General features: G+C 66.3%; 1 protein-coding gene. It reads right to left on the reverse strand.

Translation table 11 applies throughout. The annotated features are described in order from the left end of the window. Positions 1 to 230 precede the first annotated feature (230 nt). Complete coding sequence (locus tag CHB96_RS27065; RefSeq protein ID WP_245866241.1) at positions 231 to 13,817, reverse strand: non-ribosomal peptide synthetase; 13,587 nt, start codon at positions 13,815 to 13,817, stop codon at positions 231 to 233. Positions 13,818 to 14,090 lie beyond the last annotated feature (273 nt).

The raw sequence follows: 14,090 nt of genomic DNA on the forward strand, positions 1-14,090 counted from the left end.
CCGTCAGCACTTCGTTCATCGCCCCTCGCGTTCCGTCTACGTACTGCGGACGAACCGACAGCCTGGCCGACTCGGCCGGTCCGCCGAGCCCGTACAGGGTATTCGACACAGCCGTGCGACCGGACTGGACAGCCCATGTTGCCCACCGGTCACAAACGATCGTTCGAGACCCGAACTAATATCGGTCCCCGTTCGATCGCCGTTACCGGCGGGTAGCTCGGAATCCGAGCTCAGTGACGCAACACACGCCCGACGACGTCGATGGCGGCGGGTGACAACATGTCCTCGTGCGCGACCGGCGCCGTGGCTGTCTCGATCGCTCCGTCGATGTAGGGCTTCCACGTCCAGGCCGCGTCGTCCTCTCGCTGATGGTCGATGCCCGCAGTGCAGAACGTGAGGTCCCCGCGGAACACGCCGGGTCGGTACCGGTCCATCGCCCGGGCGGCGTCGACGGCGGCCGCGAACAGCCGCTCGATCTGCGCACCGTCGAGATCGGGCATGTCGTCGGGCATGTTCGTCTCGAACAGCCGCGCGACGTCACTGCCCATCGAGGTGATGTCGACGTCGGTGCCGATGGGCAGCCCCATCGACTCGAGTATCGCGCGCACCTCGCCCTCGAACGCACCGGTGTCCACGGTGTGGAGACTGTCGAGCAGAGTGAGTTGCTCGATCACCCGCCCACGCTGCTGCAGCCGGACAGCGATCGCGTGTGCGAGCACACCTCCGATCGACCAGCCGAGCAACGACAGCGGACCGTGCGGCCGTTCCGAGTCGATGTCCGACGCGTACCGATCGGCGAGTTCGTCGATCGACCGCACCTCGAAGCCCACCTCGGTCGTTGCCGGTGTCTGCACGCCGTACACGGGGACGTCGGGATCGAGAACGGGCAGCAAGCCCGCGTACCCCCACGCGAGACCGAGCATCGGGTGAACGCAGAACAACGGCGTCGACGCGCCCCCGGACCTGATCGGCAGCACCACGTCCAGCGAGCGCGACGCGACGGCAGCGTCGTCGACGATGCGTGCCGCGATACCGTCGACCGTTCGGGTGTCGAGAACCGATTGCACCCGCACCTGCGCGCCCGTCACCGCGCGCAGCTGCGACACCAGCGCAGTCGCGGACAACGATGTGCCGCCGAGTTCGAAGAAGTCCTCGCCCAGTCCCACCCGATCGAGAGACAGCACGTCGGCGAACAGTCTCGCCACCGTACGCTCGAGTTCGGTGCGCGGCTGTCGGTGCTCCGCGCGCGTGAAGACCGGGTCGGGCAGGGCGTCGACGTTCACCTTTCCTGAACCGGTCAGCGGCAGCTCGTCGAGCACAGTCACTGCGGCGGGGATCATGTGCCGCGGCAGCACGGTCGCGAGATCCGTCTTCAGCGCGTCGGGGTCGACCGAGTCCGACGCGAGAACGTACGACACCAAGGCCTGGCTGCCGTTGTCGGTGTCTCGCACGACCGTCGTCGCGTAGTCGATGCCGGGTAGGTCGGTCAGCGCCGCATCGATCTCACCGAGTTCGACGCGGAACCCGCGAATCTTGATCTGCTTGTCGGCCCGTCCGACGTACTCGAGTACCGGCCCGTTCCACCGGACGAGGTCACCCGTTCGGTACAGGCGACCGGCGGACTCGAAGGGATCGGCGACGAACGCCGCTGCCGTCAGCCCGGCCCTCGCGCGGTACCCGCGTGCCAGTTTCGGTCCCGCGAGATACAGCTCACCGACGACGCCGTCCATCACAGGACGTAGTCGCGGGTCGAGCACCACTGCCCGGGTGCCACGCACCGGTGAGCCGATCGAGATCCGGTCACCCGCCGTCATCGCTTCGCTGATCGTCGCCACGACGGTGCCCTCGGTCGGTCCGTACAGATTGTGGAACGCGCCGAACTCGGCCCACCTCTCCATCAACTCCGGTGGCCAGGCTTCCCCTCCGACGGACAGGCAGCGGAAGTCCGGGAGCAGCGACGGGTCGAGTCCGGCGACCGTCGCGGGGGTCACCGCCAGATGCGAGACACGGTGACGACGCAGGTAGTCGGTCAGCTCGTCGCCGCCGTACATCGTCGCCGGCGTGATGACCAGCGTCGCACCGACATCGAACGCGAGCATCAGTTCGCTCACCGATGCGTCGAAGCTCGGCGACATCGCATGCAGCGCGACGGAGTCGGAGTCGACGCGGAACGTCTCGGTCTGGCTCGCGGCGAAGGCGGACAGACCGCCGTGCGTCACGACGACGCCCTTGGGCACACCCGTCGACCCGGACGTGTAGATCACGTACGCGGTGTTCTCCACCCGCAGGCGCGACACGCGGTCGCTGTCGGTCACCGGTGCCGCATCGAACGAGTCGATCGACGACGCCGTGTCCGGGTCGTCCAGCACTATCCAGTCCACCGCATCGGGCAGCGACGAACGATCCGCGACGACCGTCAGTCCCACATCGGATCCGGAATCGACGAGCATGTGTTCGACGCGTGCGGCCGGATAACGCGGATCGACCGGGACGAACGCCGCACCGGTCTTGGCGACGGCCCATACTGCCGTGACGGATTCGATCGACCGAGCGATCCCACACGCGATCGTGTCCTCGGGACCGAGGCCTCGCTCGATCAGCATCCGCGCGATTCTGCTGGAGTGCTCGTCGAGTTCCCGATACGTGACCGACCGGTCCTCGTACACCAACGCAACGGAATCGGGCGCGCGAGTTGCCGCTGCGGCAACGATGTCCGCCAACGTCTTCGGTGCGGGAGCAGCGCCGCCCCATCGCGCGATCAGGTCGGTTCGCTCGTCGGGCCACAGCACGTCGACGTTCCCCGAGCGGGTGTCGGAAGCCCCGCCCAATCCCTCGAGAACCCGCACGTACCGTTCGGCGAGCCGCCGAATGCGGTCGTCGTCGAACAAATCGGTCGAATATTCGAAGTCGAATCGCAACACCCCGTCGAGAACCGCGACGATCGACAGTGGGTAGTGCGCCGCGTCCACCGTCTCCACCCCGGTGACGGTCACGCCGTCGACTGTGGTGACCTCGGACAGCGCAGACCGATCGATCGGGTACGACTCGAACACCACGAGCGTGTCGAACAATGTCTGCAGCCCGGTGGAGTCCTGGATCTCGGAGAGCCCGACGTGGTGATGATCGAGCAGGGACGCCGACGCCTGTTGCAGGCTCGTCAGTATCGATTCGACGGATCTGTCGGGGTTGGCCACCACACGGACCGGCAGTGTGTTGATGAACAGCCCGACCATCTGCTCGACGCCGTCGAGTACGGGCGGCCGGCCCGACACCGTGGTTCCGAAGACGACGTCGTCGTGCCCGGTGATTCGGGCGAGCAGGATTCCCCACGCACCCTGGATCAGGGTGTTGACGGTGACACCGATGTGCGACGCGTACTCGGACAACGCAGTCGACGACGCCTCGGACAGTTCGGCGCGGTACTCCGCTCGCCCGTGTCCACCGGCGACCGCAGGCAACGCGTGCGTGAGGAGCGTCGGTTCGGTGAACCCGCCGAGCGCCGTCCGCCACGCGGCGAGTGCGGCGTCGCGTGGCTGCTCCGACAACCACGTCAGGTAGGCGCGGAAGGGTGTCGCGGGTTCGAGTACCGAGACATCGGCGTGCGTCGCGTACAGAATCAGCAAGTCCTTCAACAGGATCGGCATGGACCACCCGTCGAGCAGGATGTGGTGGCACGTGATACCGAGAGCCCACGTGTCCGACGCCGTCCGCACTGCGACGAAGCGAACGAGCGGCGGTTCGGCCAGATCGAATCCGCGTCGTTGGTCCTCCCGCAGAATGGCATCGACGTCGTCGCGCGACGCCCCGATCGCGTCGACGTCACGCCACGGCACGTCGAGACCGTCGACGACGATCTGCACCGGCGAACCGTGTGCATCGGGGCGGAATGCCGTTCGCAGATTCGCGTGACGGGTGAGCAGCGCATTCCCGGCTGCCTGCAGGCGTCGCACATCGACGTCGCCGTGCAGATGCAGTACCAACTGCGTCGTGTAGACGTCCGCACCCGATTCGGCGAGCATCGCGTGGTACGCGAATCCCCCCTGCAGCGCCGTCAACGGCCACACGTCGGCCACCGATCCGTATGCCTCCTCCCACACGTCGATGTCCGCCTGCGTCGTCTGCACCAGATCCAGATCGGACGGCGTCAGTCCGCCCGCATCGACGCTGCCGGAGTGCCGTGCGATGGCGGTCAGCGCCTCGACCCACGTGTCCGCCAGTTCCTGCACGTCGTCGCGGCCCATCAGCGTCGCCGGGAAGCCGAACCCCGCGCTGAGCTCACCACCGAGCACGATCGCGTTGATGTCCACCGTCGCCATCGCGGGCATGTCGTCGTCATGGCGCCCGTCGAGTTCTCCGAGATCCGACGCAGGCAACCAGCCGAGCCCAGCCATCGCGTCCGGGATGTCCCCCTGCGACACCCGGCCGAGATAGTTGAAGCTCACCTGTCGGGGACCGCCCGCAAGCCTCGCGGAGGCGTCGTCGTCTCCCAGGTACCGCCGTATTCCGTAGCCGATTCCTTTGTCGGGCAACGCAAGCAACTGTTCCTTGACGCGTTTGACCGCGGCACCCGCCGACGCGCCCCCGGCGAACGCGTCGTCGAGGTCGATTCCGTCGAGGTCCAGGCGCGCCGGGAACATCGACGTGAACCACCCGACCGTGCGAGACAGCTCGGCCCCCGGCACGACCGATTCTTCGCGACCGTGTCCTTCGAGGCCGATGAGCGACGACATCTCCTCGACGCCGCGGTCTCGACGCCAACGAGCCAACGCCAACGCGAGTCCCGCGATCAATGCGTCACCTGCACCGGTCCGATACATCGCGGGGATCGTCGTCACGACGGCGTCGGTCACTGTGTGCGGCAGACGAACCGAGACCTTCTGCACGGTGGAGACGACGTCGATGGACGGGTCGAACGCCCGCGTCGACAACTGTGGATCGGGTCCGTCGAGCACGGACTCCCACAGTTCGACGTCGTCGGTGTGCGACGCGTGGTCCTGCAGTGCGTGCGACCAGGTCCGGAAGGACGTGCCGGGCTCGTCCAGGTGCGGCTTCTGTCCGGCCGCCACCGCCAGCCATGCCGCGACGAAGTCCGGAATCAGGATTCGCCAGGACACACCGTCGACGACCATGTGATGTGCCACGACGATCAGGCGTCCCGTGCGACTCGATGTACTCCCCTCGCCGGTCACCGGATCGAGCCAGGCGAATCGGATGACGTGACCCTTCGACGGATTCAGTTGCGCAAGTGCGTGTTCCAGCGCATCGTCTGCGACCGCGATCAACTCGTCCGCGTCGATGTCTTCGGCGTACGGTGTTCGATCGATCAGCGTCTCCACATCGACGGTGCCCGCAGGCGAGGTTCGCAGAACCGGTCGCTCACCATCCAGAACGAGTGTCGCGCGCAGCATGTCGTGCCGGTCGATCACCGCGGCTAGAACCTGCACCAACTGTGCGTGTTCGATTCCGGCCGGCAGTTCCAGGGCGAGCGTCTGCTCGAAGCGATCGTAGGAACCACCCCGTTCGACCATGAATCGAACGGCAGGCGTCAGGGGAATGTCGCCGACGCCACCGCCCGGGAGTTCCGCCAGCACCACGACGTCGGCGTCGGCTGTGCGGGTGGCGACTCGCGCGATCGCCTGAACTGTCTTGTTCTCGAACACCTCTCGCGGCGAGATCCCGATACCGCGCGCCTTCGCCCTCGACACCAGCTGAATCGAGACGATGCTGTCGCCGCCCAACGCGAAGAACGAGTCCGTCGTGCTGACCGAGTCGAGACCGAGGACGTCCGCGAACAATTCGGCGAGGGCAACTTCGGTCTCGGTGACCGGTTCGGTCCGATCGACCGTCCGGAACACAGGCTCGGGCAGAGCAGACCTGTCCAATTTGCCGACGGGTGTCAGCGGAACGACATCGAGAACGACGATCGACGACGGAACCATGTGCGCCGGAACCTTGTTCGCGACGAACTCGACGAGTCCCCGCACGTCGACCGTTCGACCGGCGACGGGCAGTACGTATCCGACGATCGCAGCATTGCCGGACGCCAGGTCACGAACCGTCGTCGTGGCGAACTCGACGTCGGGGTGCGACGCGAGCACTGCCTCGATCTCGCCGAGTTCGATGCGGAATCCCCGTATCTTGACCTGGAAGTCCGATCGGCCCACGTACTCGATCTGGAGGTCACGTGTCCACCGCACGACATCGCCGGTGCGGTACATCCGCTCACCGTGCGTTCCGTATGGATTCGCGACGAATCGTCCCGCGGTGAGACCGGGTCGACGATGGTAACCCTGGGCCAGCTGAATTCCTGCGATGTAGTGCTCGCCGCTGACGCCGACCGGAACCGGACCGAGCCGGTCGTCGAGAACCAACGACGTCATCCCGCGAATCGGTCCGCCGATCGTGATCGGAGCGCCCGCCGACAGGGGTGCGGAGATGTTCGTCATGATCGTGGTCTCGGTGGGGCCGTAGCCGTTGAAGAACTCGCGGCCGGTCCCCGATTCGGTCCATCGCGCAACGAGTTCCGGCGGGCAGGCCTCACCGCCTGCGACGAGGACTCGCAGATCGGGGAGCCCGTCGGGATCGACCGTCGCCAATGCGGCCGGAGTGATGAACGCGTGCGTGACGCGTTCCTCGCGCAACAGCGCGGCGAGCTCGTCGCCTCCATAGATGCCGGGGGGTGCCACGACGAGCGTCGACGACGCCGCCAAGGCCAGCAGCAATTCGAGTATCGATGCGTCGAAACTCGGCGATGCGAAGTGCAACGCACGATCTCCGCGAGACAGTACGTACCGGTCTCGTTGTTCTGCCGCGAAATTCGCCAGACCCGCATGCGTCACGACGACGCCCTTGGGCAGTCCCGTCGACCCCGACGTGTAGATGATGTAGGCCGGATGTGTGACATGCAGTGGACGTCGCAACTCGTGTCGCTCCACCGGATCGGCGGAGTACGACGCGATATTCGCCCGAATGTCGTTGTCGTCCAGGACGAGCCAGGTGATCGCGTCGGGCAGCCCGCTACGTGCCGACGACACGGTGACCCCGAGCGACGGCTCGGCATCCTCGATCATGTGGGCGACGCGGTCGACCGGATAGTTCGGGTCGACACTGACGAACGCTGCACCCGATTTCGCGACGGCCCACAGCGCGACGATCGACTCGATGGATCGCGACAGGGCGAGGGCAACGAGATCGCCGGGCCCGACACCTGCATCGAGAAGCACGCGAGCGAGACGGGACGAACGAGCATCCAACTCCGCATAAGTGATCGCCCGACCGTCGAACGACACCGCGTCGCTGTCGGGTGCAGCGGCAACCGCGGCAGAGAGCAGATCTGTGAGTACGACGGGGCGTTCGGGGACCGACGGCGCCCGAACGACCGACTCCAACTCGAAGTCGTCCAGGATCTCGAGGTCACCGATCGGTGTCGACGGTGCGTGCACCACCGCGCGCAGAATTCTTTCGAATCGCCTCGACAGGGTGCGCGCGGTATCGGCGTCGAACAAGTCGGTGGCATAGGTCAGCGCACACGCCAGTCCCGCGGATTCACCCTGTGCTCCGATGGTTTCCGAGACCGTGAACTGCAGATCGAATTTCGAGGTGTTCGACTCCAGTTCGAGCCGCGCGACCTGCAGCCCCGGAAGGTCGAGCGTCTGCTCGCCCAGGTTCTGGAACACCAAGGCCACTTGGAACAGTGGGTTGCGGTCGGTGACTCGTTCGGGAGCCACGATGTCCACGAGATGTTCGAACGGGACGTCCGCGTTGCCGAACGCCGCCAGATCCGACGCCCGCACCCGGTCGAGGAGGTCGTCGAAAGGTTCGTCGGCTCGATCGAGTTCGGTTCGCAGCACGAGGGTGTTGACGAACATGCCGATGAGGTCGTCGAGGGCTTGCTCACCGCGTCCCGCGACCGGGGTGCCGATCGCGATGTCCGTCGCGGCCGAGATCCGTCCGAGCAGCACCGCCAGAGCGGCATGCAGCACCATGAACAGCGTCGCATGGTGCTGCCGCGCAATCTGATTCAGACCGGCGTGTGCCCCGCCGTCGAGCGAGAACTCGAGCGTCGCACCGCGGTGGGACGCAACACGCGGCCGCGGCCGGTCGGTGGGAAGTTCCAGGCGATCGGCGAGCCCGGCCAGTGCGGCGATCCAGTGCTCGGTCTGCCTGCTCAGAAGTGAGTCGGGATCCTGCTCGGTTCCGAGAACCGTTCGCTGCCACAGCGCGAAATCGGCGTACTGCACATCGAGTGGCGGCCACGACGGCGGCTGACCGGCGGTGCGTGCGACGTACGCGGTCATCAGGTCACGTGCGAGCGGCCGCATCGAGAACCCGTCGCCGGCGATATGGTGCAGCACGACGGCGAGCACGTACTCGTCGTCGCCGACCGCGTAGATCCGAACGCGAAGCGGAACGTGCTCTGCGACATCGAATCCCGCGGACACGAAGTCGGCCAGGTCCGCCGCGAGGTCGCACTCGGCGAGATGACGAGGCTCCAGATCGAGCTCGACTCGATCCGCCGGCAGCACCAGTTGCCTCGGTACCCCGTCGTGATCGGGATAGCGGGTGCGCAACGGTTCGTGCCGCCAGACCAGATCGACGACGGCCTGCGCGAGCGCCCGCGTATTCAGATCACCGACGAGCTTCATCGCGATCGGCAGGTTGTCCGCGAACGAGGTGGTGTCGAATCTGTTGAGGAACCACATGCGCTGCTGAGCGAGCGACAAGGGCACCACGTCGGGGCGCACCTGCGCGACGAGCGGAATGCGAGCATCGTCCGATACCGCGTCGAGACGCAGCGCCAACGCCGCGACCGTGGGAGCTTCGAACAGTGCGCGCACCGGCACCCTGGTGTCCAGCGCGGCGCCGATGCGGGCGACCACTTGTGTTGCCACCAAAGAGTTTCCACCGAGATCGAAGAAATTGTCGTCGGTTCCCACGCGGGGCAGGCCGAGAACCTGCGAATAGACCTCCGCGACGATCTCCTCTGCCGCCGTCGTCGGGGGGAGGTATTCGTTCACCCGGAACTCGGGCGACGGCAGTGCTGCGCGATCGAGTTTGCCGCTCGTTCCCAACGGCAGCGCATCGAGTACGACGATCGACGTCGGCACCATGTACGACGGCAGCGTGTCCCTGACGAACACGATCAACTCGGCGCTGTCGGCGTCGGTCCCCGGTGCGGGCACGACGTACCCGGCCAGTTGATCACCCGTCGACGTGGCCGCGACGAGCACGACCGCTTGGCTGACGGAAGGATGCAACAGCAACGCGGACTCGATGTCCCCCAACTCGATTCGCTGGCCGCGGAACTTGACCTGGAAGTCGGTGCGACCGATGTAGTCCAGTGCCCCTTGCCCGCCGGGAATCCACCGTACGAGATCACCTGTGCGATACATGAGTTCGCCGACGAACCCGTTGGGGTCGGCGACGAATCGATCGGCCGTCAGATCGGGTCGACTCACGTATCCCCGCGCGAGCTGGACGCCGGAGAGGTAGAGCTCGCCGGCCACTCCCGGCGGCACAGGGCGCAGACGTGCATCGAGCACGTGTACGCGAACGTTCCACTGCGGCACACCGATCGGAACGGTCTTCGCCACCTCCGACTGCGGCGTCGACTCGACCTCCCATTGCGTCACCGACACGGCCGCTTCGGTGGGCCCGTACAGATTGTGCAGACGCGCGGACGACACGGCAGCGAACGCGTCGGCGGTGTCCGGCGGTAACGCCTCGCCGATGACGAACACGTGGCGCAGTGAGGTCAGACGATCGGCAGCGGCATGCGCCGCGAACACTCCCAGCATCGACGGCACGAAGTCCGTCACGGTGACCTGCTCGCGGTCGATCACGTCGGCGACGAGAAGAGGATCCCGATGACCGTCGGGTGCCATCAATACCATCGACGCGCCGGTACGCAACGGCAGGAAGTAGCCCCACAGCGACACGTCGAACGTCGTCGCGGTCTTCTGCAGATAGACGTCGTCGCTGTCGAGCCCGTAATAGGCCGTCATCCAGGACATCTGGTTCTCGATCGCACGGTGGGCGACTCCGACACCCTTCGGCTTGCCCGTCGAGCCCGACGTGAAGATCACGTACGCCAGGCTGTCTCGGTGCACACGGGTCTCCGCATGCCGGCTCGGCCGAACGTGCAGGTCCACTGCGACAGTGTCGATGTCGACGATGTCGACGGGAGTGCCTGCGACCACAGCCGGGAGCGCGGTACGGTCGGCCGTCGTGCTCAGCACGCACAGCGGGCGGGCGGTGTCGAGTATGTGCGCAGTCCGATCCGCCGGATGCGCGGGGTCGAGCGGGACGAACGCGCCACCGGCCTCGAGAACGGCGTACATCCCCACGACCAGGTCGACGGAGCGACGAACGGCCAACCCCACGAGCACATCCGGGCCGACGCCGCGCTCGACGAGCAGTCGAGCCACTCGCTGCACGCGCTCGTCGAATTCGCCGTAGGTGATGCTCTCTCGGTCCGACACGATCGCACGGGCGTCGGGAGTGCGCCGGACCCGCGCCCGGTACAGATCGAGCAGTGTCCGCTCCGGCACCGGGTGCGCGGTGTCGTTCCACGTGTGCACGACGTCGGCACGTTCACCGGCGGTCAGTATGCCGATGTCACCGACGATGGTCTGCGGGTCCGCGACGGCCGCGTTCAGGACTGCAGCGAGCCGTTCGGCCAGAGTCCGAACCGTCGCACGCTCGAACAAGTCGGCGGCATAGGTGAACGTGGCGGACATGGCCGCGGGTGCCCCGGCGTCGTCGAAACGGGGTGTGATCGTCAGCTGAAGATCGAATTTGGCAACGGACACACCGGGATCGACGACGCTCACCGTGGTGCCCGGCAGTTCGAATGCGGTCTGTTCGAGGTTCTGGAAGAACAACGCGACCTGGAACAGGGGGTGATGTCCTGCCGAACGAACCGGATCGAGCACCTCGACCAGACGCTCGAACGGGAGTTCCGCGTGTGCGTAGGCACCGAGATCCCGCTCGCGTACGTGCTCGAGCAGTTCGACGAAGCTCAGGCTCGGGTCGACGTCCACGCGCAGCGCCAGAGTGTTGACGAACATTCCGACGAGGGCGTCGAGGTCCTCGTGACCTCGCCCCGCGACCGGCGTCCCGACGACGACGTCGCGTGTCGCGGCGATCTTCGACAGCAGAATCGCGAATGCGGTGTGCACCACCATGAACGGTGTGGCGTCGCAAGCACGAGCCAGATCCGTGAGCGAGGCGTGCACCGCTGCATCGAGTTCGAACTCGAACGTCCCACCGACCCCGGACGCCTCGGCCGGGCGGGCCTTGTCCGTCGGCAGTTCGATTCGGTCGGGCAGATCGGCCAGGGTCGCCGTCCAGTAGTCGAGCTGCCGCGACGCCAGCGACGACGGATCGGACTCGGACCCGAGGAGCTTCCGCTGCCACAGGCTGTAATCGGCGTACTGAACTCGCAGCGGTTCCCAGCCCGGCTCCTGGCCCGAGGAGCGGGCGAGATACGCCGACACCAGGTCGCCGATCAACGGTCCGACGGATGCACCGTCGGCGCAGATGTGGTGCAGGACCACCACGAGAACATGGACCTCGGGTCCGAGTGCGATCAACTCGACGCGCAACGGCACGGACGTCGCCAGATCGAACGGCTGCAGTGCAACTCTCGCGACATGGGACGCGACGGCTGTCTCGGTGATCGACAGATAACGCAACGCGACGCCGGTGCGTTCGACGGGAACGACGACCTGGTATCCGACACCGTCCTGATCGGGATAGACCGTGCGCAACGACTCGTGGCGTCGTTGCAGATCGACGACGGCCTCGCGTAACGCGGTGACGTCGATCGGTCCGTCGATCCGCAGTGCTGCCGGGATGTTGTTCGCCGGGGACGCCGGGTCGAAGTTCTGAAGAAACCACATCCGCTGCTGGGCCAACGACAGAGGTATCGCGTCGGGCCGAACCTCGGGACCGAGTTCGAGCGCGTCGTCGCCTGCGCCGAGTGCGCCTTCCACCCGTGAAGCCAGCCCGACGACGGTCGGTGCCTCGAACACCAGGCGCGCGGAGATCCGAGACTTCGTCCTCGCTCCGAGTCGCGATGCGACCTGCGTCGCGCTCAGCGAGTTGCCGCCGATGTCGAAGAAATGATCGTCGAGTCCTATGCGCGGCACGCCCAGCACCTCGGCGAACGTCTCGGCGACGGCGCGTTCCATCTCGGTGACCGGCGAGCGGAACGCGACCGTCTCGAATGTCGGTGCAGGGAGGGCATTTCGGTCCAATTTGCCGACTGGCGTCAGCGGAATACGGTCCAGGACCTCGATGGACTGCGGCACCATGTGGCGGGCAAGCGACTGCGCGACGAACGTGAGCACCTCTCGTACGTCGACCGTCCTCCCCTCCGCAGGCAGAACGTATCCGACGAGCGCGTCCACACCGTCGGCTGTCGTATGGACCTTCGATGCCGCGAAATCCACGCTGTCGTGAGCCTCGAGTGCCGCGTCGATCTCACCGAGTTCGATGCGGAAGCCGCGCACCTTGACCTGTGAGTCGTTGCGTCCCACGTAGTCGATCGAGCCGTCGGGGCGGACCCGCACGGTGTCGCCGGTGCGATACATACGGGCCGCGACGCCGTCCGGTGCCCACGGATCGGCCACGAAACGCGCTGCCGACAGCCCGCCGCGTCGGTGGTATGCACGGGCGACGGCAGGGCCTGCCAGATACAGCTCGCCCACGACCCCGACAGGAACCGTGCGCAGCCGCGAGTCGACCACGTACGCTCGCACCCCGTTCAACGGTGTGCCGATCGGCATCGGACCGTGCGGATCGAGCGGCGCGCTGCTGGTGGTGATGCACGTCGTCTCGGTCGGACCGTAGACATTGTAGAAACGCCGACCTACGGACCAGCGCGCCACGAGGTCGGCCGAGTACGCCTCGCCACCGACCATGACCGCGTCGAAATCCGGCAGGTCGTGGCTCGGCGCCGACGCCAATGCTGCGGGCGTCACGAACGCGTGCGTGACGCGGTGGCGTCGTAGCACGTCGGCGAATTCGTCACCGCCGACGATTCCGGTCGGAACGACGACCATCGTGGCCGCCGCCCCGACGGCCAGAAGTAGCTCGAGCACCGCAGCGTCGAAACTCGGCGATGCGAAGTGCAGTGTGCGCGAGTCGGCGGTGATGCCGAAGGTCTGTCGCTGGGACTCGGCGAGGTTCTGTAGCCCCGAATGGGTGCCGGCGACGCCCTTGGGTGCACCGGTCGAACCCGACGTGTAGATCACGTAAGCCAGGTTCGACGGACGGAGCACGGAGGTCCGTTCCACTGCGGCAATCGGTTCCGACGACATCGACGCCGCGTCGCGTTCGACGTCCTCGAGCACGATCCACGGCACAGTCGTGGGCAGACCGTCGACAGCACGGTGCGTCGTCAGACCGGCCTTGGCACCGGAGTCGTCGAGCATGTAGCGCACACGCTCGGCCGGATAGTCCGGGTCGATCGGGACGAAGGCTGCGCCCGATTTGGCCACTGCCCAGACGAACAGCACCGATTCCAACGACCGGGTGACGGCGATCGCGACGAGGTCTTCGGGTCCCAGTCCGCGCTGCACGAGAACACGGGCCAGCCGCGACGACCGACGATCCAACTCCGTGTAGGTGATCGAGGTGTCGGCAGTCTCGATGGCGATGCCGTCCGGCCGGCCGTCGACCGCCGCTGCCAACAACTGCGGAAGCGTCGCGACGCGTGCCGACCGGTGCCGCGGTGCGCGAGCCGGGCGTTCCCTGGTGCTTCTGGATGTACGACGACGTGTCGACTCGGACCCTGCCGAGTCGATGCTCACGCGGATCGACTTTCCATGTGGACGGACAGGACGCACACGAACAGAACGCAATCTGAATACACCGGTACCACAGCCATTCACCCCGAACTCGACTGATCCACCAGGCACGCGTCTACGCGTCGACACCGCGCTGCTGGATGACAACGCCGACCACTGTAAACCAATCAATTGCTTACGCGGCAGTTTTTAAGCTATTCGACCGATTTTAGACGTGAACTAACCCACAGAAACTTTTGAACCGTCCCGAGTCGTGATAGGCCGCTTCCCTGCCGC

Source organism: Rhodococcoides kyotonense, from assembly GCF_900188125.1.
Taxonomy (GTDB): domain Bacteria; phylum Actinomycetota; class Actinomycetes; order Mycobacteriales; family Mycobacteriaceae; genus Rhodococcoides; species Rhodococcoides kyotonense.